At 57.6% G+C, this 25009-nt stretch carries 19 protein-coding genes and 1 pseudogene; 16 read left to right on the top strand and 4 right to left on the bottom strand.

The genetic code is table 11. The annotated features are described in order from the left end of the window. Nucleotides 1-446: 446 nt before the first annotated feature. From arcA to HBA26_RS17785, 5 genes are all read left to right on the top strand, one after another. Nucleotides 447-1667, top strand: a complete 1221-nt coding sequence (arcA, locus tag HBA26_RS17805) for an arginine deiminase (protein WP_008501384.1) — start codon at nucleotides 447-449, stop codon at nucleotides 1665-1667. 9 nt (nucleotides 1668-1676) lie between these two features. Beyond that, entirely contained in the window at nucleotides 1677-2588 is a 912-nt protein-coding gene (gene arcC, locus HBA26_RS17800; protein ID WP_126345977.1) for a carbamate kinase, read from the top strand. 25 nt (nucleotides 2589-2613) lie between these two features. Next, entirely contained in the window at nucleotides 2614-3618 is a 1005-nt protein-coding gene (gene argF, locus HBA26_RS17795) for an ornithine carbamoyltransferase (RefSeq protein ID WP_041911441.1), read from the top strand. 47 nt (nucleotides 3619-3665) lie between these two features. Then, nucleotides 3666-5069: a YfcC family protein gene (locus HBA26_RS17790; RefSeq protein ID WP_045259604.1), complete on the top strand. Its 1404-nt coding sequence runs from the start codon at nucleotides 3666-3668 to the stop codon at nucleotides 5067-5069. 80 nt (nucleotides 5070-5149) lie between these two features. Further along, entirely contained in the window at nucleotides 5150-5629 is a 480-nt protein-coding gene (locus HBA26_RS17785; RefSeq protein WP_028015317.1) for an ArgR family transcriptional regulator, read from the top strand. Here HBA26_RS17785 and HBA26_RS17780 read toward each other — a convergent pair. Continuing rightward, nucleotides 5626-5750, bottom strand: a pseudogene (locus HBA26_RS17780) (hypothetical protein). The gene HBA26_RS17785 and the pseudogene HBA26_RS17780 sit on opposite strands and share 4 nt — an antisense overlap. On the opposite strand from HBA26_RS17780, the gene HBA26_RS17775 reads away from it, so the two are divergent. From HBA26_RS17775 to gbpA, 5 genes are all read left to right on the top strand, one after another. Next, a complete protein-coding gene (locus HBA26_RS17775) occupies nucleotides 5730-5834 on the top strand; it encodes a pyrBI operon leader peptide (RefSeq protein WP_022646880.1) in 105 nt (34 codons plus the stop codon). The pseudogene HBA26_RS17780 and the gene HBA26_RS17775 sit on opposite strands and share 21 nt — an antisense overlap. Nucleotides 5835-5868: 34 nt before the next feature. After that, nucleotides 5869-6801 carry an aspartate carbamoyltransferase gene (pyrB, locus tag HBA26_RS17770; protein ID WP_028015316.1) on the top strand — a complete coding sequence of 311 codons (933 nt, stop codon included), beginning with the start codon at nucleotides 5869-5871 and terminating at the stop codon, nucleotides 6799-6801. Nucleotides 6802-6813: 12 nt separating this feature from the next. After that, nucleotides 6814-7275, top strand: coding sequence for an aspartate carbamoyltransferase regulatory subunit (pyrI, locus tag HBA26_RS17765; RefSeq protein ID WP_010427352.1), 462 nt, complete (start codon nucleotides 6814-6816; stop codon nucleotides 7273-7275). A 73-nt stretch (nucleotides 7276-7348) separates the two neighbouring features. Beyond that, nucleotides 7349-7735: a 2-iminobutanoate/2-iminopropanoate deaminase gene (gene ridA, locus HBA26_RS17760; RefSeq protein WP_003863373.1), complete on the top strand. Its 387-nt coding sequence runs from the start codon at nucleotides 7349-7351 to the stop codon at nucleotides 7733-7735. 139 nt (nucleotides 7736-7874) lie between these two features. Then, a complete protein-coding gene (gbpA, locus tag HBA26_RS17755; protein ID WP_126345978.1) occupies nucleotides 7875-9326 on the top strand; it encodes an N-acetylglucosamine-binding protein GbpA in 1452 nt (483 codons plus the stop codon). Nucleotides 9327-9411: 85 nt separating this feature from the next. Here gbpA and HBA26_RS17750 read toward each other — a convergent pair whose 3' ends face one another. Then, nucleotides 9412-11796 (bottom strand): family 20 glycosylhydrolase, encoded by a 2385-nt coding sequence (locus HBA26_RS17750; RefSeq protein WP_126345979.1) that lies wholly within the window; start codon nucleotides 11794-11796, stop codon nucleotides 9412-9414. Between the two features lie 178 nt (nucleotides 11797-11974). After that, nucleotides 11975-14683, bottom strand: coding sequence for a magnesium-translocating P-type ATPase (gene mgtA / locus HBA26_RS17745; protein WP_045259608.1), 2709 nt, complete (start codon nucleotides 14681-14683; stop codon nucleotides 11975-11977). Between the two features lie 389 nt (nucleotides 14684-15072). Between mgtA and treR the strand changes: the two genes are divergently transcribed. The 4 genes from treR to HBA26_RS17725 all read left to right on the top strand — a co-directional run bounded on the left by treR (nucleotide 15073) and on the right by HBA26_RS17725 (nucleotide 20156). After that, nucleotides 15073-16020, top strand: a complete 948-nt coding sequence (gene treR / locus HBA26_RS17740) for a trehalose operon repressor TreR (RefSeq protein WP_028015312.1) — start codon at nucleotides 15073-15075, stop codon at nucleotides 16018-16020. A 127-nt stretch (nucleotides 16021-16147) separates the two neighbouring features. Beyond that, complete coding sequence (gene treB, locus HBA26_RS17735; protein ID WP_045259643.1) at nucleotides 16148-17566, top strand: PTS trehalose transporter subunit IIBC; 1419 nt, start codon at nucleotides 16148-16150, stop codon at nucleotides 17564-17566. Between the two features lie 51 nt (nucleotides 17567-17617). Beyond that, complete coding sequence (gene treC, locus HBA26_RS17730) at nucleotides 17618-19273, top strand: alpha,alpha-phosphotrehalase (protein WP_126345980.1); 1656 nt, start codon at nucleotides 17618-17620, stop codon at nucleotides 19271-19273. 136 nt (nucleotides 19274-19409) lie between these two features. After that, nucleotides 19410-20156 (top strand): oligogalacturonate-specific porin KdgM family protein, encoded by a 747-nt coding sequence (locus HBA26_RS17725; RefSeq protein ID WP_126345981.1) that lies wholly within the window; start codon nucleotides 19410-19412, stop codon nucleotides 20154-20156. Between the two features lie 8 nt (nucleotides 20157-20164). On the opposite strand, the gene HBA26_RS17720 is transcribed toward HBA26_RS17725, so the two are convergent. After that, nucleotides 20165-20824 (bottom strand): MurR/RpiR family transcriptional regulator, encoded by a 660-nt coding sequence (locus tag HBA26_RS17720; RefSeq protein WP_041911449.1) that lies wholly within the window; start codon nucleotides 20822-20824, stop codon nucleotides 20165-20167. Nucleotides 20825-21003: 179 nt separating this feature from the next. On the opposite strand from HBA26_RS17720, the gene HBA26_RS17715 reads away from it, so the two are divergent. Beyond that, a complete protein-coding gene (locus tag HBA26_RS17715) occupies nucleotides 21004-22401 on the top strand; it encodes a fructose-specific PTS transporter subunit EIIC (protein WP_072058717.1) in 1398 nt (465 codons plus the stop codon). Nucleotides 22402-22411: 10 nt separating this feature from the next. Next, nucleotides 22412-25009 carry a glycoside hydrolase family 38 C-terminal domain-containing protein gene (locus HBA26_RS17710; RefSeq protein ID WP_126345982.1) on the top strand — a complete coding sequence of 866 codons (2598 nt, stop codon included), beginning with the start codon at nucleotides 22412-22414 and terminating at the stop codon, nucleotides 25007-25009.

Genomic DNA, 25009 nt, shown 5'->3' with positions numbered 1-25009 from the left:
AGATGTGTATAAGAGACAGTTTTACGACTTTGATAATTTCCGTTATAAGCCCATAATTATTTATGGATTTTCCTTAAGTCAAAAATAGTTAATTGTCATTATTGCATAGCCATTCTTTTCATTTCATTTAATCGTTTAAAATCAAATGGATAACCAATAATTACAAAATGTGTAATTCTACAAAATAATAACAACCTCAAATAATGCCACCGGATCCTGCTTAGCTATTCAACTCCCAATAATATGAAATTAATCATTATCTGATGCGAATCATGCAAATGAAAACAAACTCGTTAATATCCATTTTCGCGTGAGCAATATCACATTACGGATTATTTAACTGCCTACTATAAATCACGAAATCAATTGAGCTTAGCCGCCATGTAATTAAACACACCACATGGCGCATGCCCTTTTTATTCTGAAAAACAGTTAAAGGAATAATTATGGAAAAGCATTACGTCGGTTCTGAAATTGGTCAATTGCGTAGCGTTATGCTGCACCGCCCTAATTTAAGCCTGAAGCGGTTAACGCCCTCAAACTGTCAGGAGCTGTTATTTGATGATGTACTGTCGGTTGAACGGGCGGGTGAGGAGCATGACATCTTCGCAAACACGCTGCGCGAGCAGGGTGTGGAAGTCCTGCTGTTGACCGACCTGCTCACGCAAACCCTTGATATTGCAGAAGCGAAAGCCTGGCTTCTTGAAACACAAATTTCCGACTATCGCCTCGGGCCAACCTTTGCCGGCGACGTGCGCGGCTGGCTGGCGGATATGCCGCACCGCGAACTGGCGCGGCGATTAAGCGGGGGATTAACCTACGGCGAAATTCCGGCAGCCATTAAAAATATGGTAGTGGATACCCACACGGCGAATGATTTTATTATGAAGCCGCTGCCGAACCATTTATTTACCCGCGATACCTCCTGCTGGATTTATAACGGCGTGTCCATTAACCCGATGGCGAAACCCGCCCGCCAGCGTGAAACCAATAATCTGCGCGCGATATATCGCTGGCACCCGGCATTTGCCGACGGCGATTTTATTAAGTATTTCGGCGACGAGAATATTAATTACGACCACGCCACCTTAGAAGGCGGTGACGTACTGGTGATTGGCCGCGGGGCGGTATTGATCGGCATGTCCGAGCGCACGACGCCGCAGGGCGTGGAGTTCCTCGCCAACAGCCTGTTTAAACACCGTCAGGCCGAACGCGTGATTGCCGTTGAGCTGCCTAAACATCGCTCCTGCATGCACCTCGACACGGTGATGACCCACATCGACGTGGACACCTTCTCCGTCTATCCGGAAGTGGTGCGTAAAGACGCCCAGTGCTGGACGCTCACGCCGGACGGACGCGGCGGCCTGCTGCGCACGCAGGAAACCGACCTGCTGCACGCCATCGAGAAAGCCCTCGGCATTAACCAGGTGCGCCTCATCACCACCGGTGGCGACGCCTTTGAAGCCGAACGCGAGCAGTGGAACGACGCCAACAACGTTCTGACCATTCGCCCGGGCGTGGTGATCGGCTACGAGCGCAACGTCTGGACCAACGAGAAGTACGACAAAGCGGGCATTACCGTGCTGCCGATCCCCGGCGACGAGCTGGGACGCGGTCGCGGCGGCGCGCGCTGCATGAGCTGCCCACTGGAACGCGACGGAATTTAAGGAGCCATCATGGAACGAAAACCCACTCTGGTTGTGGCCCTGGGCGGCAACGCGCTGCTCAAGCGCGGCGAGCCGCTGGAAGCGGATATCCAGCGCCAGAACATCGAGCAGGCCGCCCGCACCATCGCCGGGCTGACGGCGCAGTGGCGCGTGGTGCTGGTGCACGGCAACGGGCCGCAGGTCGGGCTGCTGGCGCTGCAGAACAGCGCCTACGACAAAGTGACGCCCTACCCGCTGGACGTTCTCGGCGCGGAAAGCCAGGGGATGATCGGCTACATGCTCCAGCAGGCGCTGAAAAACAATCTGCCCCAGCGTGAGGTGAGCGTCCTGCTCACCCAGGTGGAAGTGGACGCCGCCGATCCGGCCTTTAGCAACCCGACCAAGTACATCGGTCCGGTGTACAGCGAGGCCCAGGCGAAAGCGCTGGCCGCAGAAAAAGGCTGGACGTTCAGGGCCGACGGCACCTATTTCCGCCGCGTGGTGCCCTCTCCGCAGCCCAAACGCATCGTTGAGAGCGACGCCATCACGGCGCTGATCCAGCGTGACCACCTGGTGATCTGCAACGGCGGCGGCGGCGTGCCGGTAGTGGAAAACGCCAACGGCTATCGCGGCGTTGAGGCGGTGATCGACAAAGACCTCTCCGCCGCCCTGCTGGCGCGCCAGATCGAGGCCGACGCCCTGCTGATCCTCACCGATGCCGACGCGGTGTACCTCGACTGGGGCAAGCCGACCCAGCGCCCGCTGGCGCAGGTGACGCCGGAATTGCTTAAAGACATGCCGTTCGACGCCGGATCGATGGGGCCGAAGGTCGCCGCCTGCCGCGAATTTGTTGAGGCCTGCAACGGCATTGCCGGGATCGGCGCGCTGGCCGACGGCGCGGAGATCCTGGCGGGCGAGAAAGGCACGCTGATTCGTAACTGAACTCTCATTTAAAAAGGATTTACCCATGACCATCAACCTGAAAAACCGCAACTTTCTTAAACTGCTGGACTACACCCCGGCGGAGATCCAGTACCTGATCGACCTCGCCATCGAGCTGAAGGCGGCCAAAAAAGCCGGGCGCGAAAAGCAGACGCTGGTCGGGAAAAACATCGCCCTGATCTTTGAAAAAACCTCCACCCGCACCCGCTGCGCCTTCGAAGTGGGCGCGTTTGACCAGGGCGCGCAGGTTACCTACCTCGGCCCAAGCGGGTCGCAGATCGGCCATAAAGAGTCGATGAAAGACACCGCCCGCGTGCTGGGCCGCATGTATGACGGCATCGAGTACCGCGGCTACGGCCAGGCCATCGTCGAGGAGCTGGGCGAGTACGCGGGCGTGCCGGTATGGAACGGCCTGACCGACGAGTTCCACCCGACGCAAATTCTCGCTGACCTGATGACCATGCTGGAGCATTCACCGGGCAAAACCCTGCCGGAGTTAAGCTTTGCCTATCTCGGCGACGCGCGGAATAACATGGGCAACTCCCTGATGGTCGGCGCGGCCAAGATGGGGATGGATATCCGCCTTGTGGCACCGAAATCCTTCTGGCCGGAAGCTGGGCTGGTTGAGCAGTGCCGCGCCATCGCCAAAGAAACGGGCGCGCGCATCACCCTCACCGACGATGTGGAAGAAGGCGTGCACGGCACCGATTTCCTCTACACCGACGTGTGGGTCTCCATGGGCGAACCGAAGGAGGCGTGGGCCGAGCGCGTCAGCCTGATGAAGCCGTATCAAATCAACGCGGACGTGATGAAGGCCACCGGCAACCCGAACGTCAAGTTCATGCACTGCCTGCCCGCGTTCCACAACGAGCACACTAAAGTGGGCCGCGAGATCGAGATGGCGTACGGTCTGAAGGGGCTGGAGGTGACGGAAGAGGTCTTTGAATCACCGAACTCCATCGTCTTTGACGAAGCAGAAAACCGCATGCACACCATTAAGGCGGTCATGGTGGCGACACTCGGCGACTAATCACCGCCCGGTGCGCCGCGGGGTGCGCCGGGTTTCAGGAGAACATCATGGGCAAGTTCAAGTTTCCCTCCGCTTACACCATTCTCTTTTTTCTGATTGCCGTGGTTGCCGTGCTGACGTGGATTGTTCCGGCCGGGCAGTACCATATGGCGATGAACGAGGCGCTCGGCAAAGAGGTGCCGGTTGCCGGCACCTATGCGCACGTGGCATCGCACCCGCAGGGGCTGGTGTCGGTGCTGATGGCGCCGATTGCCGGACTGTACGATCCGGAATCCGGCCAGGCCGGGGCGATCGACGTTGCGCTGTTTATCCTGATCATCGGGGGATTTCTCGGGATCGTCACCAAAACCGGAGCGATTGACGCCGGGATCGAGCGCGTCACCACTAAGCTGCGCGGGCGCGAAGAGTGGATGATCCCGATCCTGATGGCGCTGTTTGCCGCAGGCGGCACGATTTACGGCATGGCCGAAGAGTCGCTGCCCTTCTATACCTTACTGGTGCCGGTGATGCTGGCGGCGCGGTTCGATCCCGTGGTTGCCGCGTCCACTGTGCTGCTCGGGGCGGGGATCGGCACGCTCGGCTCTACTATTAACCCGTTCGCGACGGTGATCGCCGCCAACGCCGCCGGGATCCCCTTCACCAATGGGATCATGCTGCGCATCGCGCTGCTGGTCATCGGCTGGATCATCTGCGTGGCGTGGGTGATGCGCTATGCCCGTAAGGTGCGCAAAGATCCGTCGCTGTCGATCGTGGCGGATAAACAGGAGGAGAACCTCGCCCACTTCCTCGGCAACAAGGGCGAGCAGTCGCTGGAATTTACCCCGGTGCGCAAACTCATCCTGGTGATTTTCGCCCTCGCCTTCGCGGTGATGATCTACGGCGTGGCGGTGCTGGGCTGGTGGATGGCGGAGATCTCGGCGGTGTTCCTCGCCAGCGCCATTATCGTTGGGCTTATCGCCCGCATGAGCGAAGAGGAGCTGACGTCGACGTTTATCAACGGCGCGCGAGATTTGCTGGGCGTCGCGCTGATTATCGGCATCGCGCGCGGTATCGTAGTGATTATGGATAAGGGCATGATTACCCACACCATTTTGCACAGCGCCGAGGGGATGGTCACCGGATTGTCGACGGTGGCGTTCATTAACGTGATGTACTGGCTGGAGGTGGTGCTGTCGTTTCTTGTGCCTTCTTCGTCCGGCCTGGCCGTTCTGACGATGCCGATCATGGCGCCCCTTGCCGATTTCGCTAACGTCAACCGCGACCTGGTGGTTACGGCTTACCAGTCGGCGTCCGGCATCGTTAACCTTATCACCCCCACCTCTGCCGTCGTGATGGGCGGGCTGGCTATCGCCCGCGTGCCCTACGTGCGTTATCTGAAATGGGTCGCGCCGCTGCTGGGGATTTTGACGGTGGTGATTATGGTGGCGTTAAGCCTGGGCGCGTTGTTGTGATTTGCCGGATGGCGCTGCGCTTATCCGGCCTACGGATCGGTGCGGTGCCACCGGTTATTTCGGGAACTGATATGGGAACTATGATGGATTACGAAGAGTACTCTCCCAAAGAGCAACTACAGCTAACGGTCTGCCAGCGTCTGATCGCGGAAAAGAGCTATCTCTCTCAGGAAGAGATCCGCCGCGACTTGCAGGAGCGGGGTTTTGAGACCATCAGCCAGTCCACCGTTTCACGTCTGCTCAAGCTGCTTGGCGTCATAAAAATTCGCAATGCCAAAGGGCTAAAGATTTATTCGCTGAATCCCCAGCTGCGCCCCGCCCCCGACGCCGCGCGTACCGTCTCCGAAATGGTGGTGAGCGTGGAGCACAATAGCGAATTTATCCTTATTCATACCGTTGCCGGATATGGCCGCGCGGTGGCGCGTATTCTGGATTATCACCAGTTACCGGAAATTTTAGGCGTGGTGGCGGGAAGCAGTATCGTCTGGGTCGCGCCCCGAGTGGTGAAGCGTACCGCGCTGGTGCATAAGCAAATTAATTATTTACTAAGAATGCATTAATATTCATAAAGAACCGTTTGCATTGAGTAAAGCGTGCATTAAATCGCTTGATCCCAAAAACGAGCTGCGTATAATGCCCGACAATTTGCCGGGAGGAAGCATGGTCAAGCGTGTACGACATAACGTCTTACCGCGTCTGAAATCAGACGCTGGCCTGCCGTTTTTCTTCCCGTTGCTAAACCTATTCCCAGAGCCCCTCATTTGAGGGGCTTTTTTTTGCCCGGCGTCAGGAGATAAACATGAATCCGCTTTATCAAAAACACATCATTTCCATAAACGACCTCAGCCGCGAAGAGCTGGAACTGGTTCTGGAAACCGCGGCAAAACTGAAGGCCAATCCGCAGCCGGAGCTGCTGAAGCACAAGGTGATCGCGAGCTGTTTCTTTGAAGCCTCGACGCGCACCCGCCTCTCCTTTGAAACCTCCATGCACCGCCTGGGCGCGAGCGTGGTGGGCTTCTCGGACAGCAGCAACACGTCGCTGGGCAAAAAAGGCGAAACCCTGGCGGATACCATTTCAGTGATCAGCACCTACGTGGACGCGATTGTGATGCGTCATCCGCAGGAGGGCGCGGCGCGTCTGGCGACCGAGTTTTCCGGCGGTATTCCGGTGCTGAACGCCGGTGACGGCGCCAACCAGCATCCGACGCAGACCCTGCTGGACCTGTTCACCATTCAGGAGACGCAGGGCACGCTTGAAAACCTGAACATCGCCATGGTCGGCGACCTGAAGTACGGCCGCACCGTCCACTCCCTGACCCAGGCGCTGGCGAAATTTAGCGGCAACCGCTTCTTCTTCATCGCCCCGGACGCGCTGGCGATGCCGCAGTACATCCTCGACATGCTGGACGAGAAAGGCATTACGTGGAGCCTGCACGCCAGCATCGAAGAGGTGGTGGGCAACGTGGATATTCTCTATATGACCCGCGTGCAGAAAGAGCGTCTGGATCCGTCCGAATACGCCAACGTGAAGGCGCAGTTCGTGCTGCGCGCCAGCGACCTCGACGGCGCGCGCGACAACATGAAGGTGCTGCACCCGCTGCCGCGCATCGATGAGATTGCCACCGACGTGGATAAAACGCCGCACGCCTGGTACTTCCAGCAGGCCGGAAACGGCATCTTCGCTCGCCAGGCGTTACTGGCACTGGTTCTGAATCGCGAATTAGCTCTGTAAGGGGAGACGACCATGACACACGATAACAAACTCCAGGTTGAAGCCATCAAGCGTGGCACCGTGATTGACCACATCCCTGCGCAGGTGGGCTTTAAGCTGCTGACGCTGTTCAAACTGACCGAAACCGACCAGCGCATCACCATCGGCCTGAACCTGCCGTCCGGCGAAATGGGCCGTAAAGATCTGATCAAGATCGAGAACACCTTCCTGACCGACGAGCAGGTCAACCAGCTGTCGCTGTACGCGCCGGACGCCACGGTTAACCGCATCGACGATTACGACGTGGTGGGCAAATCCCGCCCGAGCCTGCCGGAGCGCATCGAAAGCGTGCTGGTCTGCCCGAACAGCAACTGCATCAGCCACGCTGAGCCGGTTTCGTCCAGCTTTGCAGTGAAAAAGCGCGCCAATGACATCGCGCTCAAATGCAAATACTGCGAAAAAGAGTTTTCCCATTATGTGGTGCTGGCCAACTAATTGAGGTTGGTAATGAAATCCCGGCTGTTATAATGGCCGGGAACATTCTTAACGCTGTAATTCTGGAGAAAAAATGAGCAAAGTACTCGCGACGGAAAATGCACCAGCGGCTATCGGCCCATACGTTCAGGGCGTTGATCTGGGCAGCATGATCATCACCTCTGGCCAGATCCCGGTAAACCCGAAAACCGGTGAAGTACCGGCCGACGTGGCGGCGCAGGCGCGTCAGTCGCTGGAAAACGTGCAGGCTATCGTTGAATCTGCGGGCCTGAAAGTGGGTGATATCGTCAAAACGACGGTGTTCGTGAAAGATCTGAACGACTTCGCCACCGTTAACGCTACGTATGAAGCGTTCTTCACCGAGCACAACGCCACCTTCCCGGCGCGCTCCTGCGTGGAAGTGGCGCGTCTGCCAAAAGACGTGAAAATTGAAATTGAAGCGATCGCCGTACGTCGTTAATACATTTCAATAAACAGAAGGCAGCTCGGGCTGCCTTTTTTATTTCGGTTATTTTTACTCTCCGGGTAAAATGACACAGAGCCAGATCCATTATTAGACTCTCCCTCGCCTAGTAATATTCTCTAATAATGGATGAGTAATGAAACTTTCAAAAATTGCACTTGCCCTCGCAACAGTGACCGTTGCATCTTCGGCATTTGCTCACGGATATATTGAATCTCCTGCCAGCCGCGCCTATATGTGTAAGCTGGGTCAAAATATTGATTGCGGCTCCGTACAGTATGAACCGCAGAGCGTAGAGAAAACCTCCGGCTTCCCGACCGGGGCAGAGCCAGCAGACGGACACCTCGCCAGCGCGGGTATCTCTCAATATTCTCAGCTGGATAAGCAGAGCCTGAATGCGTGGACTAAAAACCCGATGACCGCGGGCCCGCATGAATTTGTCTGGCACCATACTGCGCCGCACAAAACTACCAACTGGCGTTATTACATTACCAAACAAAACTGGGATCCAAATAAACCGCTAACTCGCGATCAGTTTGAATTAACCCCGTTCTGTACAATTAACGGAAATAGCCAGGCGCCAGCCGTAACTAAATCCATGACCTGTAATGTTCCTGAACGCACAGGTTATCAGGTAATTTACGGCGTATGGGAAATTGCAGATACCACAAACAGCTTCTATCAGGCTATCGACGTTGATTTCGGGAATGGCGGCAACGTTACCCCGGACGAAACACCTGCGGTTGTGTCCGAGTGGAGCAAAACCCTGAGCGGCCAGATTGCCGGTAATAACCTGAACGTGGGCGATAAAGTTATCGCACGCTTCTTCGACGCCCACGGCGAAGTGACCGCCATGCGCACCGAGATGACCATCGGCTCTGCTGAACAAGGCGACGCTAACCAGTGGTCCTACGATCTGGCGCAGAAGATCAACACCGCGCAGCACGACGTGCGCGTCGGCGTGAAGGATGAAGCCGGTGACATCAGCCCGGTTCACGGCGCCAACAGCGTCTTCGTGAAAGACGGCAGCACCTTACAGTCCGTTGCTATCTCTTATGAAGAGCAGAAAGCGCAGGTGAGCGAGAGCATCGCCGTAACCGATCTGCAATACAGCAAAATCGAACATGGCAACGCGACCGTGACCTTCCACGTCAACACCCAGGGCGATGTGAATTTTGAAGCACACGTGATGAACCACCACGGTGCGGAAAAAGGCTACCTGAAGCAGGACATGAACAACAGCAATCAGGACGTCACCATGACCCTGACCGACGTGACCGCCGGTCACCACATGCTGAAATACTACGCGACCAATAAAGACGGCACCCTGTTCGCGCAGGACGTCCTGAACCTGATGCTGGAAAGCGATGCCGCTGCGGACAGCACCGGCCACCACGACTTTACCTTCCCGGACAATATCGCGTCGTACAAGGCAGGTACCGTGGTGCTTCAGCCTAAAGACGGTAAGACCTACGAATGTAAGCCTTTCCCGTACAGCGGCTTCTGCGTGCAGTACAGCCCAACCGCAAACCAGTATGAGCCAGGCGTTGGCGCACACTGGAAAGAGGCGTGGGTTCTGAAGAACTGAGTGGCCTTTACGCCCGGCGGCACTTCGTTTGCCGGGCCTACACACCACGTAGGCCCGATAAGCGCAGCGCCACCGGGCATGTGTGTTACTGATTTCGCGTGGCGCGTAGCAGCGTCTCCAGCGGATAGACCGCCGCAATCACCACCTCATCCTGCACCTTCGCCGCGCTGTCCAGCTCGCTCTGGATCGACGCGATCTCTTTGTCGTCCAGCGTCCCCTGACGCGCCACCAGATCCGTCAGCCTCAGGCCAATCGAGGCCAGCTTATCCACCTCCAGAATGACCGGCTTAATGGCCTTCAGCTGATAGCTGTTTTCGCTCAAGGCCAGCACGTCGCTGGTGTTGTTCTGCCAGCGGTTAAAGACGTGGCGCAGCGCCTCGGCGCTCTCCGTGTCTTCCGCGTCGCTCACCAGGCGGTCCGCCCACTTGTGCATCTGACGCACGGTAGCGCTTTCGGCGTTCAGCGCATCTGCAAGTCTGTTAAGCGGCTCAAACTGATGGTAGTTTCCGGCCTGGAACTTCAGGTGCTGGCGGGTGTAATACTGGGCCGGCTCGAGCGCCTGAGCGAGGATTTGCAACGGCAGGGTGTCCGCATTGTTAGCGAGGCGCGTGAACTGCACCTGCTGCTGGGTATGCTGCTGCAGCCCGACGGACACCGTCGACCAGCTGTCCATCGCCTGTAGCCGGGTATACATGTTATCGACGTCGTTGACGTCCTGCGCGGACCACAGCCGCTCCGCCACCGCAAAGGCGCGCGGCCACAGGCGGATGTCCAGCACCGGCGCGACCACGTTTTCCGCCCACAGCGCGGCTTCGCCGCCGAGCAGGTTGGCCTGATTCGCCACGTCCGGCACGACCGGAGGGGTACCTTTCGGCACGTCGTCCAGACGCGTGCCGCTAATCGGGTAGCGGGTGTTTCCCACCAGGAAATAGCCGGTGAGTTTGTCGTTATCAACGTTGACCACCGGGCGCGTTTCACCCATCCAGGTGTCGACGGTAAAGGTCACCTGGTTGTCGTCGCGCCACTGAATGTTATTCACCGCCCGACGCGATTTCCCGGCAAAATCAATAAAACCGCGCCAGCCGGCGTCGCCTTTCACCAGCGTAAAGCTGCCTTCCACCGGCTTGCCCTTCAGGCGCGGCATGGAGAAAGCCCAGCTCTGGACGCTGTCGGTGTCCGCTATCACGTCCACGCCATTCAGCCCCTGCGGCACGATTTCGTTGCGGTAGTGATAGGCGGTGGACTGGGGCTGGTCGAGGTAGAAGCCGGTTGAGAGAATGCCCTTATAGCCGTTCTGCGCCACCTGCCCCAGCGCGTCCTGTCCCTGCCAGGACTGGATCAGAATGCTTTTCGGCAGATCGGGATGGTAGATCTCGTCCCAGCCGACCATCTGCCGGTGGTGCTTCTCAAGGATCGTCTCCAGCTTGCGGTTGAAATACGCCTGCAGCGCGTGGCTGTCCGCCAGTTTGTTGTCGCGCATAAATCTCTGGATCGCCGCGTTTGCCTTCCACTGGCTGTCGTCCACCTCATCGCCGCCGATATGCAGATACGGATCGGGGAAGATTGCCGCCAGTTCGCTGACCATCGCGTCGGCAAATGTGTAAGTCGCCTCTTTGGTGGGATCCAGCACAGGCTTTAGTACTCCCCAGTGGCGCTCCATAGCGTACGGCCCCGGCGCGCTCATCAGTTCTGGATAGGCGACGGCAATCGCTGAGGCGTGGCCCGGCATATCGATTTCCGGCACCACGCGTATGCCGCGTTCGGCTGCGTAACGCACAATCTCACGCATCTGCTCAGGGGTGTAGAACAGCCCGTCGCTGGCAAGCTGGGTTAATTTTGGATAACGCTTCGAGGTAAAGCGCCAGCCCTGATCGTCAGTCAGATGCCAGTGCAGGACGTTGAGCTTAGCCGCAGCCATGCCGTCGATCTGACGCTTGATATCGGGTAAAGGGATGAAATGGCGCGCCGAATCGAGCAGCAGCCCGCGCCACGGGAAGCGCGGCGAATCTTCGATGGTAACCCACGGAATCGAGGTGTTTTCGGCACCGTTCTGCATCAGCTGGAGCAAGGTTTCCATTGCGCGCAATGCGCCAAAGCGGGTGTTAGCGGAGATGTTCACGCCGTTGGCATCTACTATGAGTTTGTAGCTCTCATCGCTGTCCGGCAGCGGCTGCGGCTTCACCTTTTTAGCGATGGCGATACGGATGGTCGGCTTGTCAGGTTTTTCGGCCTGTGGCTGTAGCGTCCAGCCGGTTTGCAGCGCAATGCGCTGGCGCAGGCGGTTGACCGCGTCCCCCAGATCGTCGCCGCTGACGCTCACGGAGAGTTGATTGTTAAGCACCAGCGCGCCCTGCGTCGTCGGGCGTTCAACCTTCACAGGCCAGGGCATCAGGGGAAGGTCGCCTGCCGGCGCGGCAAAAGCGGAGGCGCCGAGCATAAGCCCGGCGGTTAAGAGACTGTACCGTAACATGAATGTTCCTTATCTGACGGGCCAAATACAGGCAAAACATTCTGTTAACATGCGTACAAATTGTCGTCAAGCGAATGCGCCGACGGAGATCACAGGTTGTTGAATTTGGGAGGAAAGCCAGATGCCGGGTGGCGGCTTCGCCTTACCCGGCCTACGTTTGGATTGTGGCAAAATGAGCTTACTGCCACCCATATCGACGCGCATAGAACCCTTTCACCATCTGCGTCAGCACCATATAGCCCGCGAGGATCGCCACCAGCCACGGGAAGTAGCTCAGCGGCAGCGCCTGCAGCTGCAGGTAACCTGCAAGAGGCGAAAACGGCAGCGCGATACCCAGCGCCATCACAATGCCCGTCATCACAATCAGCGGCCACGCGGCACGGCTCTGGATGAACGGAATGCGGCGCGTGCGGATCATATGCACAATCAGCGTCTGGGACAGCAGCCCTACCACGAACCAGCCGGACTGGAACAGCGTCTGGTGTTCCGGCGTGTTGGCGTGGAACACAAACCACATCAGGCAGAAGGTCAGAATGTCGAAGATGGAGCTGATCGGCCCAAAGAACAGCATGAAGCGGCCCAGATCGGCCGGGTTCCAGCGCTGCGGCTTCTGGATCTGCTCGTCGTCCACGTTATCAAACGGGATCGCTACCTGAGAGACATCGTACATCAGGTTCTGGATCAGCAGGTGCAGCGGGAGCATCGGCAGGAACGGCAGAAACGCGCTCGCCACCAGCACGCTGAAGACGTTACCGAAGTTGGAGCTGGCGGTCATTTTGATGTACTTGAGCATGTTGGCGAAGGTGCGACGCCCTTCGATGACGCCCTCCTCCAGCACCATCAGGCTCTTTTCCAGCAGGATGATATCCGCCGCTTCACGGGCGATATCCACGGCGCCGTCCACGGAGATGCCAATGTCCGCCGCACGCAGCGCGGGCGCATCGTTGATGCCGTCGCCCATAAAGCCCACCACGTGCCCTTCACGACGCAGCAGCGTCACAATGCGCTCTTTGTGCATCGGCGTCAGGCGGGCAAACAGCGTCGTGCGCTGGGCAAGCTGCGCCAGTTCGTCGTCGGTGAGGTGCTCGATGTCGCTCCCCACCACCACGTCGCCCGCGTCCAGCCCCACTTCGTGACACACTTTGGCCGCCACCAGCTCGCTGTCGCCGGTGAGAATTTTGACGGTGATGCCGCTCGCCTTCAGCGCCTTCAGCGCCGGTGCGGTGGTCTCTTTCGGCGGATCGAGGAATGCGATGTAACCCTCGAGGATCAAATCGGATTCGTCGATACGCTGATAGTCCCCCTCCCGCGCGGGCAGGAATTTGCTCGCCACCGCCACCACGCGCAGCCCCTGACGGTTCAGGTTGTCGGTGACGCGCTTGATGCGGCGCAGCATGGTGTCGTCCAGCGGCACGATCTCCCCGTTGTGGCGCACCTGCGTGGAGACGTTCAGGATCTCCTGCAGCGCGCCTTTGCAGATCAGCTGGTGCACGTCCGGCTGCTCGCTCACCACCACCGACATGCGGCGGCGCTCGAAGTCGAACGGGATTTCGTCCACCTTCTGCCAGCGGCCGGAGAGCGTACGGGCGGCCTCCTCGTCCACGCCTTCCAGCACCGCCACGTCGAGCAGGTTTTTCAGCCCGGTCTGGTAGTGGCTGTTCAGCCACGCGCTGTGGAGCACGCGCTCGCTGGTTTTACCGGCGATGTCGGTGTGGTTCTCCAGCACGATTTTATCCTGCGTCAGGGTGCCGGTTTTATCGGTGCAGAGAATGTCCATCGCGCCAAAGTTCTGAATGGCGTCGAGGTGTTTGACGATCACCTTTTGTTTAGAGAGTTTGACCGCCCCGCGCGCCAGCGTGGAGGTAACGATCATCGGCAGCATTTCCGGCGTCAGGCCGACGGCCACGGAGAGCGCAAACAGCGCCGCCTCCCACCAGTCGCCCTTGGTGTAGCCGTTGATCAGCAGGACAATCGGCGTCATGACCATCATAAAGCGGATCAGCAGCATGCTGACGCGGCCAATCCCTTTCTGGAACGCATTCGGCTCGCTCTCCTGCTCGCTGACGCGCCCGGCAAGCTGTCCAAACCAGGTATTGCCGCCGGTGGCGGTGACAATCGCCTGCGCCGTGCCGCTGACCACAGTGGTGCCCATAAAGCACAGGGTGTCGCACTCGAGCGGGTTCATCTGCTGCGGGTCGCGGCTGCGCGATACCTTCTCAACGGGCAGGGACTCGCCGGTCAGGGAGGCCTGCGCCACGAACAGATCCCGCGCCTGGATGATGCGTAAATCCGCCGGGATCATGTCTCCCGCCGCCAGCTTCACCAGGTCGCCCGGCACCAGCTGGTCAATGGGCAGCTCAACCCAGGCGTTTTCGCCGAGGTCGTTAATCACGCGCGAGACGGTCGCGGTGTTGCTGACCATCGCCTTCAGGGCGTCTGCCGCTTTGGTGGAGCGGGCTTCCTGAATGAAGTTCAGCAGCGTAGAGATACCCACCATCAGGGCAATCACGCCCGCGGCAAAGAGATCTTCCGTCGCGTAAGAGATAATGCCGAGTACGGTCAGCAGCAGGTTGAACGGGTTGCGGTAGCAGAGCCACAGGTGCACCCACCACGGAGAGGGCTTCTGCGCCGGGATCTGGTTATCGCCGTGCACGGCGCGGATTTTTTCCACTTCAGACGCGTTCAGCCCTTCCGGATGGCCGCCAAAGGCGCGCCAGACTTCGTTTTCATCCATCGCCGCCACGTTCAGGCAGCGTTCGGTCAGGGACGCCGGGATCGCCGCTCCCGCCATGTTTTTGGCATTGGGCAGCGGATCGCGCTGAACAAGACGGTGGGGCAGATGGCGGCTCAGCAGCGCCTGCAGCTGCCGGGTGATATTTTTAAACATAGACATTCCTCCGCATCCGCCAGGCGGACGCAGCATTCCCTTCAGGCGTGGCAAAGCCGTACCTGTCAGGCACTTAATTTTTCAAGCAGGAACGTTTGGGACGTTGCTGCCTCACATTACCGGTGAGACAGCAAAAGCTGGCTTACCGGAAAGAACAAATTCTCCCATTCAGGAGAGGTGCGGGATCGGGATCCATAAAGCCTCCGGTAAGTAAAAAACAGGGTGTCGCCGCGCAGTATAAAGATTTAAGCGTACCCTTTGTGACGATTCGGGCGGTATTATACGCGCCTGCAAATAAACAGTACGTAAACCAGACTTTGCCCATAGCGAAATCGCGCTATAGCATTAGGCTCAATTGACCATTTTGTCGTTGTTACAGGGAAAACAGCATGCAGAACCGCCTTACAATTAAAGACATCGCGCGTTTAAGCGGCGTGGGGAAATCAACCGTCTCACGCGTGCTGAACAACGAAAGCGGCGTCAGCGAACGCACCCGCGAGCGCGTTGAGGCGGTCATGAATCAGCACGGTTTTTCCCCTTCCCGCTCCGCACGCGCCATGCGCGGGCAGAGCGATAAAGTGGTTGCGATCATCGTTTCGCGTCTGGATTCCCTCTCCGAAAACCTCGCCGTTCAGACCATGCTGCCTGCCTTCTACGAGCAGGGCTATGATCCGATCATGATGGAGAGCCAGTTCTCGCCACAGCTGGTGGAAGAACATCTCGGCATGCTCCAGCGCCGTAACATTGACGGCGTGGTGCTGTTTGGTTTTACCGGCATTGACGAGGAGATGCTGAAACACTGGCAGCCGTCTCTGGTGCTGCTGGCGCGCGATGCCCACGGTTTTGCCTCCGTCTGTTATGACGATGAGGGGGCGATTATCACCCTGATGCAGCGCCTGTACGAAGAAGGCCACCGCCACATCAGCTATCTGGGCGTGCCGCACGCGGACGTTACCACCGGCAAGCGCCGCCACGAGGCCTATCTGGCCTTTTGCAAAAAGCACAATCTCCCTGCCGTGGCCTCCCTGCCGGGGCTGGGCATGAAGCAAGGCTACGAGCAGGTCGCCAGCGTCCTGACGCCGCAGACCACCGCGCTGGTGTGCGCCACGGACACCCTTGCGCTGGGTGCCAGCAAGTATCTGCAGGAGCAGCGCATTGATAACCTGCAGGTGGCGAGCGTCGGCAGCACGCCGCTGATGAAGTTCCTGCACCCTGAAATTATCACCGTCGATCCCGGCTACGCCGAGTCCGGCAGACAGGCCGCCGCGCAGCTGATCGAGCAGATCAACGGGCGGAGCGAGCCGCGCCAGATTGTTATTCCTGCCCGTCTCTCATAACCCCCCTGAATCGTTTATTGTGATCTTCGCCCGATTTCGGGAACGTTCCCATTTTCGCCGTCACGCTGAAGGAGTAGGCTTGCGCTCAGGTCATTACCCCCCTCAACATCTGTCATGAGGTTTCATGATGAGTAAAGTCAAACAAGCAGATATCGATCGGCTGATCGTCCTGGTCGGCGGCCGCGAAAACATCGCCACCGTCAGCCATTGCATTACCCGCCTGCGCTTCGTGCTGAACGATCCGGCCAAGGCCAACCCGAAGGCGATTGAAGAGCTTTCCATGGTGAAAGGCTGCTTCACCAACGCCGGACAGTTCCAGGTGGTGATTGGTACCGAAGTGGGCGATTACTATCAGGCTCTGCTGGCGACCACCGGACACTCTTCTGCCGATAAAGAGCAGGCGAAGAAGGCGGCGCGCCAGAATATGAAATGGCACGAGCAGCTGATTTCCCACTTTGCAGAAATCTTCTTCCCGCTGCTGCCGGCGCTGATCAGCGGGGGCTTAATTTTGGGCTTCCGTAACGTCATCGGCGATGTGCCGATGAGCGACGGTAAAACCCTGGCGCAGATGTACCCGGCGCTGCAAAGCATCTATGACTTCCTGTGGCTGATTGGCGAGGCGATTTTCTTCTATCTGCCGGTGGGGATTTGCTGGTCCGCGGTGCGCAAGATGGGCGGTACGCCAATTCTCGGTATCGTACTGGGCGTCACGCTGGTCTCTCCGCAGTTAATGAACGCTTACTTACTTGGTCAGCAGGTGCCGGAAGTGTGGAACTTCGGCCTGTTTACCATCGCCAAGGTGGGCTATCAGGCGCAGGTCATTCCGGCCCTGCTGGCGGGTCTGGCGCTGGGCTTTATTGAGACGCGTCTGAAGCGCATCGTGCCGGATTACCTCTACCTGGTGGTGGTGCCGGTCTGCTCGCTGATCCTGGCCGTCTTCCTGGCGCACGCTTTTATCGGTCCGTTTGGCCGCATGATCGGCGACGGCGTGGCCTTCGCGGTGCGTCATCTGATGACCGGCAGCTTCGCGCCAATCGGTGCCGCGCTGTTTGGCTTCCTGTATGCCCCGCTGGTGATCACCGGCGTGCACCAGACCACGCTGGCCATCGATATGCAGATGATTCAGAGCCTCGGCGGTACCCCGGTCTGGCCGATTATCGCCCTCTCTAACATTGCGCAGGCCTCTGCGGTAACCGGCATCATTATCGTTAGCCGTAAGCACAACGAGCGTGAGATCTCCGTTCCGGCGGCCATCTCCGCCTATCTCGGCGTCACCGAACCGGCGATGTACGGCATCAACCTGAAGTACCGCTTCCCGATGCTCTGCGCGATGATCGGCTCCGGCCTGGCGGGCCTGCTGTGCGGCCTGAACGGCGTGATGGCGAACGGGATTGGCGTCGGCGGCCTGCCGGGGATCCTCTCCATCCAGCCTACTTTCTGGCAGGTGTTTGCCCTGGCAATGGCGGTGGCGATTATCGTCCCCATGGCGCTCACCACCGTGGTTTACCAGCGTAAATTCCGTCAGGGCACGCTGCAGATTGTTTAACTTCATCTTTCGGGGCGCAGTTGCGCCCCTTCGCATTTGCAGGAACGCATTATGAATACCCTTCCTCACTGGTGGCAGAACGGCGTCATCTACCAGATTTACCCAAAGAGTTTTCAGGACACCACCGGCAGCGGCACCGGCGATCTGCGCGGCGTGACCCAGCGGCTGGATTACCTGAAAACCCTCGGCATCGACGCCATCTGGCTGACGCCGTTTTATATTTCCCCGCAGGTGGATAACGGCTACGACGTGGCGAATTACACCGCCATCGACCCGTCCTTTGGCACGCTGGATGATTTTGACGAGCTGGTTGCCGAAGCGCACGAACGCGGCATTCGCATCGTGCTGGATATGGTGTTTAACCATACCTCCACGCAGCACGCCTGGTTCCGCGAGTCGCTGAACAAAGAGAGCCCGTACCGCCAGTTCTACATCTGGCGCGACGGCACGCCGGAGCAGCTTCCCAACAACTGGCGCTCCAAGTTTGGCGGCAACGCCTGGCGCTGGCACGCCGAGAGCGAGCAGTATTATCTTCACCTTTTCGCGCCCGAGCAGGCGGATCTCAACTGGGAAAACCCGGCGGTGCGCGCCGAGCTGAAAAAGGTATGCGAGTTCTGGGCCGATCGCGGCGTGGACGGCTTGCGTCTGGACGTGATTAACCTCATCTCTAAAGATCAGGATTTCCCGGACGACACCATTGGCGACGGTCGCCGCTTCTACACTGACGGGCCGCGCATCCACGAATATCTTCAGGAGATGAGCCGCGACGTCTTCACCCCGCGCAACCTGATGACGGTGGGCGAGATGTCGTCAACCTCGCTGGAGAACTGCCAGCAGTACGCGTCGCTCGACGGGCGCGAGCTGTCGATGACCTTTAACTTCCACCACCTGAAGGTGGACTACCCCGGCGGCGAAAAATGGACGAAGGCAAAGCCGGACTTCGTGGCGCTGAAAACCCTTTTCCGCCACTGGCAGCAGGGCATGCACAACAAAGCCTGGAACGCGCTGTTCTGGTGTAACCACGACCAGCCGCGCATCGTGTCGCGCTTTGGCGACGAAGGGGAACACCGCGTTCACGCTGCAAAGATGCTCGGCATGGTGCTGCACGGCATGCAGGGCACGCCGTATATCTACCAGGGTGAAGAGCTGGGCATGACCAACCCGCACTTCAGCCGCATCACCGACTACCGCGACGTGGAAAGCCTGAACATGTTCGCCGAACTGCGGGCCAATGGCCGTGAGCCGGATGAATTACTGGCGATTCTGGCGAGTAAATCCCGCGATAACGGGCGAACCCCAATGCAGTGGGACGCGTCGCACAATGCGGGCTTTACCGAGTGCGAGCCGTGGATTGGGGTTTGCGATAACTATGAAACCGTGAATGCCCGTACGGCGCTGGACGACCCGGATTCAGTGTTCTACACCTATCAGTCGCTGATTCGTCTGCGCAAAACCCTCCCGGTGCTGACGTGGGGAGATTATGAAGATCTCCTGCCGGAACACCCTTCCCTGTGGTGCTATCGCCGCCAGTGGCAGGGCCAGACGCTGATGGTGGTGGCAAACCTGAGCCGAGAGCGCCAGCAGTGGCAGCCGGACCCGGTACAGGGCGCATGGCAGGTCGCACTCAGCAACTATGAGGACGTCCCCTCTCGTCCCGATACGCTGCAACTGCGCCCGTTTGAAGCCATCTGGTGGGTGCAGGAATAAACGTCAGGAGATACAGCATGCTGTATCTCCTTTTTTTATGTTTAGCGATACGCTAAATGTATGACGATAACTTTTACATCACGGCGTACCGAAAATAAAAATAGTCCTGCCAATTAAATAACCTCGGCAGGACATGATGAAAAAGACAATTATTAAAGTAACGTGTATTAGCGCATTATTATTGAGCACACAGGGATGGTGCGGAAATACGTCCGTCGACCTTCGCTTTGGCCATAATACGCGCTCTGACGTAAATGATTCTCGTATTAAGGTTATGCATCAGGCGGATAACGGTTTTTACTTCTCCGTTGAAGCCGCACAAAACCATAACGACACCTTTTTTGGTGATACCGACCGAAATAATCCCGATGACAAAGGATTAACGGAGGCGGCACAGGAGATTGAAACGCGCTGGCGCTTCAATCTGGGCAATGGCTTTGCCGTTGCGCCTGGCATGGTGACGGTTTTCACCCCCAGTAATACCCACTATCGCCCCTTCATTCAGGGCTGGAAAGCGTTTGATAACGGTCTGAACCTCTCTGCCCGTTACCGTTATAACACCATCAATGACGCGCACAGCGACAAAGAACTCGACGGCAGCGGCTATACCCGCCGTCAGTCACACCAGTTCGACATTTGGTTCGCGTACAACATTGGCAAATTCGGTATGTCCTACAACCCGCGCTTCCGCTGGCAGAATAATGTCGATCAGGGAACCGGGGATGATACCTACTGGGAGCATACCGTTGCGTTCAACTACCAGCTCGACGATGGCTGGACGCCTTACGTCGAGCTGGTGTCACTGGATAAAACCTATATCAACAATGACGGCAACCATGAAAATGATTATGCCGTACGTCTGGGGATAGTGAAGCAGCTCTGACGGCCTGACTACACCGTATCGTGCTGCAACAGCCTGCAGCCGATACGGTCCACGGCGCTTAACAGTTCAAGCTGGCCCTCCCGCTGATACAGCGATACCGCGTTAATGTCGATCGATAACGGCCAACATAGCGTTGAGATTGACGCCAGCGTCGCCCCCTGACGGGTAATTGCAATAATCTTTAAGCCCTTGCGCAGCGCGTTTCGCGCCATTTCTATCAGCGACTGTGTCTCCCCGGATTTGCTGATCAGCACCAGCGTCCCCTTCGATACCCGTGTCAGCTGGTGCATGTCATTCAAAATAAGATGCGGCAGGCTCGCCAGCGATAAAAAGCGCGACAGGTAGTTAAGGCTGGTAAGCGAGGCGCCGCGTGCGTACAGATAGATATGGCTGGAATGGATGAGCAGCCTGGACACCTCCGCCACAATGTCGTCCGCCTGCGGACCCGCGTCGGGCACTGCAGGCGCAGGGGTAAAATGATCGCGTAAAAAACGATACCGAAGCTCGGTATAGCTTTTATACCCCATTTTTTTACACACACGATTAACGGATGTTGTCGTTGTAAAGGTATCACGGGCAATCTCTTTTGCCGAAATATTAGAAATATTACACGCGTGATGCTGAATGTATTCAAATATCAAGCGTTCACTTCCCTGGAATGAATTCATATATTACACCCTGTTTAATCCCGGCATGATATTAACACAACAGAGAAATAGTCTCTGGAAGGCGCTTCACACATTGCATTTACGCGTATCGCGATACGTAATTAGTATTAGCAAACGTTAAAAACTGTTTTAGGTTCTCTTTATACTTTCCCTGTTTTCACATCCAGGGAATTATGACAATGACGAAACAGAAAGTTGTCGCGGTAACGGCCTGCCCGACGGGCATCGCACATACCTTTATGGCGGCGAATAAAATTATTGCATGGGCTAAAGAGCACAATATTGAGGTTAAGGTCGAAACGCAGGGCAGCGACGGCGTTAAAAACCGCTTAACGAAGCAGGATATCGCCTCCGCCACGGCCATTATTCTGGCAACCGACGTCCCCATTCAGGATGCCGAGCGCTTTGAAAACATTCCCCACCTTCAGACCCGCACGCAAGAGCTGATCAAGCATACCGATCGCTATCTGCGTCAGGCGCTTGCCATGGAAAAAAACGTCACGACTGTCGTACATGAAGACGAACTCCAGCCTTCGGCTTACCAGATTTTTATTGGCCATATCATGGCGGCCATCAGCTATATGCTGCCGGTGGTGGTCATGGGCGGGCTGATGATGGCAACGGCCAAAATTACCGGCCAGTTTATTAACATCGACCATTCGCCGTTCAGCGTGCTGGATAAAGTGGGCTTTATGACCATTAAGTTCATGTATCCGGTTTTCGCCATGTATCTGGCGTTTTCCATTGCCGGCAAACCGGCGCTGATCCCCGGACTTATCGGCGGCATCATGTCAGACGAGGTCTACAAGCGCTTCTTTGATATCGAAGGCTTTATGCCGTCCGGCTTTTTCGGCGCGATCGGCATTGGCTTTTTTGTGGGCTATCTGGTGCGCTGGCTGAATGATTCCATTCACGTCCGCCAGCAGCTCACGACCATCAAGACCATGCTGGTCGTCCCGCTTATCACCGGCATTACGCTGGTGATGGTCATGGAATATTTGATTAACCCGATTTTCGGCTCGCTTAACCAGCTGATGGTGGTCTTTTTTACCTCGGCAGGTGACACCGGGCGCGGATTCTATTCCGCGATGATCGCCGCAGGCACCGCGTTCGACCTGGGCGGCCCGGTCAACAAGGCGGCAGGCTCAGTCGCGCTCGGCCTGAATGGCATGAGCGAAACGTTTGATCTCACCGCCCGCGAACTCTCCATCGTGATCCCCTCTATTGGCGTCGGCTTTGCCGCGTTCCTCAACGGCCGCTTTGGACTACCGGATGTTTTTAGCCGGGAAGAGAAAACCGTTGGCAGCACCTCGTTGCTGTTGGGCGTGATTGGGATCTCCGAAGGCGCGATCCCGTTCATCCTGAAAAACCCACGTCTGATCCCGGTGTTTATGACCGGTGCCGTCGCCGGCGCGCTGGTCGCCATTGCACTCGGCGTGAAGCAGACGCTGCCGCTGCCGGCCATCTGGGGCTGGCCGCTGGCAACCAACGTGGCGGGCTACCTGGCGAGCGTCTTTATTGGCGCACTGATTTGCGCCCTGGGCGTGCTTTACGTCAGCCCAAAGAACGCCAGCTAAGGGGAAGGTCATGAATCAGATCCACGTCATTGCCCATACGCACTGGGATCAAGAGTGGTATTTCACCCGTCAGGACAGCATGGTGCTGGCGTCATATAACTTTGCGGACGTCATCGACACGCTGGAGCACGACCCGGCTTACAGCTGCTATCACCTTGATGGACAGATGGCGGTGGTAGAGGACTTTCTCGCTATCAATCCCGATTATCGCACCAGGCTGGAGACGCTGGTCAGAGCGAAAAGGATTTTTGTGGGGCCGTGGTATACCCAGACGGATACCTACAACGTGCATGGCGAATCCATTATCCGCAACCTCAAATACGGCATCTTCTCTGCCCGTAAGCTGGGGCACGCCATGCAGGTTGGGTATCTTCCGGATACCTTCGGCCACAATGCGCAGATGCCCACGATTTTGCAAGGCTGCAATATCGACAACATCGTCTTCTGGCGCGGTATCGATCACGACAGACAGGCGAAAAGCAGCCAGTTCCTCTGGCGCGCGCCGTCAGGGGCGACCGTTATCGCCTGCGCGATGGCGCTCGGTTATGGCGCGGCTAAAAACATCTCTTCAGACGCGAGCCATTTGCAGGGAAAAATCTTCCCGATGGTCAATCTCCTGCGCTCGCGGGCCGGAATAAATGACCTGCTGCTGCCCTGCGGTGGCGATCAGGTCAGCATCGACCCGGCGCTGCCGGAAATCCTGCAGGTCGCCAGCGCACGCTCCCCGGATGAGGACCGGTACGTCATCAGTTCGCTGGAGCGCTACGTCGACATTCTGCGCGCGCAGCGTGAGCAGTTTGAATTCTGGGAAGGAGAGCTGAAATCGCCGCGCTACACCCGCATCCATAAAACGATCGGCTCCGTGCGCTACGACATTAAAAAGAAAAATGATGCAGTTGAGCAGTTCATCCTGCGGCAGCTGGAGCCGACAATCGCCATGGCGCGTCATCAGGGGCTGCCGGTCAACCTCTCGGTGGTCGATACGCTCTGGAAGAAGCTGTTGCGAAGCCATGCCCATGACTCCATCGGCGGCTGTAACAGCGATGCCACCAACCGCGATATTTTGCATCGACTGGAGCAAACCGAACAGCTGTGCCACAGCCTGTGGAATCTGGTGGTGAAAACCCTGGCCGCCGCCTGCGCTCGGGAAGGCGATCTGCTGATTTTTAACCCGCTGGGCACGCAAACGCAGCGCGTGGTGAAAACCACTCTCTATAGCCGCGCTGAAAATATCGCCCTGATGTATCAGGGGCAGGCCATCCCCTTCGACGTCCTGAAAAGAGACGTGTTGCCCGGCGGAACGGCGATCTCCCTTAACGCCGAAGGCGAGTGTGAAACGCCCCTTCCCCCTTATTACCGCTGGCACGTTGCTGTGAAAACACCGGTTCTGCCGCCGGTCGGCTATCTCAGCGTTAACGTTGAAGATGACCCGGCGCCTTTCCGGCAGCCTGAACAGACAACGGGCAGCGAGATAGAGAATGCACAGTATCGATTAACGCTGGACGACGGAACGCTAACCCTGCACGACAAACGCAGCGGCAGATGCATCCCCTCGTTCTTTACCCTTGAAGACTGTGCAGATGCGGGCGACAGCTACGATTTCTCACCGCTTGCGGGCGATACGCCGACGCGATGCGACCATTTCACGCTCGTCGACTGCCTGAAAACGCCGCTTGTCGAAAAGCTGATCGTTGAAGCCACACTGTTTCTTCCGCCAGATCTCGCCGGACGCCAGGATACTGCCCGAACGCCGTTATCCATTCGTCTGGAGTGTACATTACGCGAAGACGATCCGAACCTGTACGTCGAGGCTTCGCTGGAAAACAGCCACTGCGATCACCGGCTACGTTTACTGATCGGCAGCGATATTCGCACCCGTCACGCTATCGCCTCCCAGCCCTTCGCGATAATCCAGCGCGATACGGGGTGTGAGAGTGGAAACTGGCAGGAGCGCTATCGCGAGATGCCCGTGGATATCGAAACCACCGAAGGCATTATTGCTGTCGCGGAAGCGGGCAAAGCGCTGGTGGTGAATAGTCGCGGTATGAAGGAATTTCAGATTATCGGCAGCGAACCCGCGAAGATTGCCATGACGTTGTTTAAAGCGACGGGCGTGCTCGGGCGCAACGATCTCGCCTGGCGACCGGGCCGAGCGTCCGGCATTAATAATACGGTGGTTGAGACCCCCGACGCCCAGTTACTGAAACCGCTGCACTTTTCATTTACCGTCGCGCTGGCCGACAGCGCCGATCATCTCACGCTTCGCCAGCTGGAAAACCAGGCTGCGGGACAGCCTTTCACCTATCAGCGGCAAACGCTACATACGCTCGATCACCGACTTGAACGCTTTGCGTTGCGTCTGCCCGAGCATCAGCTTCCGGCAGAATTCTCATTATTGACTCTGCCGGAGCCGCTAGTCCTTTCTGCCCTGCCCCATGCGCAACGGTCGAATGGCACCGTCGTCCGCGTGTTTAACGCCGGGACGCAGCCGGTTCCCGTCCCGGAAAGTCTGGTGGGGCTATGTCAGATCAACTATCTGGAAGAGCCTGTGCCGCCAGTAACGGCAATCCCCCCTTTCGCAACCTGCGATTTTTTGATGGAGGCTTAA

This window comes from Enterobacter sp. 725m/11, assembly GCF_011683705.1.
In the GTDB taxonomy this organism is placed as follows: domain Bacteria; phylum Pseudomonadota; class Gammaproteobacteria; order Enterobacterales; family Enterobacteriaceae; genus Enterobacter; species Enterobacter bugandensis.
Note: the sequence above shows the minus strand (reverse complement) of the source record. Positions and strands in the feature narration are given on the sequence as shown.

Coding starts and splice junctions, on each gene's coding strand:
- argF (WP_041911441.1), top strand. CDS start 2,614: ATGACCATCAACCTGAAAAACCGCAACTTTCTTAAACTGCTGGACTAC.
- HBA26_RS17775 (WP_022646880.1), top strand. CDS start 5,730: ATGGTCAAGCGTGTACGACATAACGTCTTACCGCGTCTGAAATCAGAC.
- arcC (WP_126345977.1), top strand. CDS start 1,677: ATGGAACGAAAACCCACTCTGGTTGTGGCCCTGGGCGGCAACGCGCTG.
- HBA26_RS17710 (WP_126345982.1), top strand. CDS start 22,412: ATGAATCAGATCCACGTCATTGCCCATACGCACTGGGATCAAGAGTGG.
- gbpA (WP_126345978.1), top strand. CDS start 7,875: ATGAAACTTTCAAAAATTGCACTTGCCCTCGCAACAGTGACCGTTGCA.
- HBA26_RS17715 (WP_072058717.1), top strand. CDS start 21,004: ATGACGAAACAGAAAGTTGTCGCGGTAACGGCCTGCCCGACGGGCATC.
- mgtA (WP_045259608.1), bottom strand. CDS start 14,683: ATGTTTAAAAATATCACCCGGCAGCTGCAGGCGCTGCTGAGCCGCCAT.
- treB (WP_045259643.1), top strand. CDS start 16,148: ATGAGTAAAGTCAAACAAGCAGATATCGATCGGCTGATCGTCCTGGTC.
- ridA (WP_003863373.1), top strand. CDS start 7,349: ATGAGCAAAGTACTCGCGACGGAAAATGCACCAGCGGCTATCGGCCCA.
- HBA26_RS17785 (WP_028015317.1), top strand. CDS start 5,150: ATGATGGATTACGAAGAGTACTCTCCCAAAGAGCAACTACAGCTAACG.
- pyrI (WP_010427352.1), top strand. CDS start 6,814: ATGACACACGATAACAAACTCCAGGTTGAAGCCATCAAGCGTGGCACC.
- HBA26_RS17750 (WP_126345979.1), bottom strand. CDS start 11,796: ATGTTACGGTACAGTCTCTTAACCGCCGGGCTTATGCTCGGCGCCTCC.
- pyrB (WP_028015316.1), top strand. CDS start 5,869: ATGAATCCGCTTTATCAAAAACACATCATTTCCATAAACGACCTCAGC.
- arcA (WP_008501384.1), top strand. CDS start 447: ATGGAAAAGCATTACGTCGGTTCTGAAATTGGTCAATTGCGTAGCGTT.
- treC (WP_126345980.1), top strand. CDS start 17,618: ATGAATACCCTTCCTCACTGGTGGCAGAACGGCGTCATCTACCAGATT.
- treR (WP_028015312.1), top strand. CDS start 15,073: ATGCAGAACCGCCTTACAATTAAAGACATCGCGCGTTTAAGCGGCGTG.
- HBA26_RS17790 (WP_045259604.1), top strand. CDS start 3,666: ATGGGCAAGTTCAAGTTTCCCTCCGCTTACACCATTCTCTTTTTTCTG.
- HBA26_RS17720 (WP_041911449.1), bottom strand. CDS start 20,824: ATGAATTCATTCCAGGGAAGTGAACGCTTGATATTTGAATACATTCAG.
- HBA26_RS17725 (WP_126345981.1), top strand. CDS start 19,410: ATGAAAAAGACAATTATTAAAGTAACGTGTATTAGCGCATTATTATTG.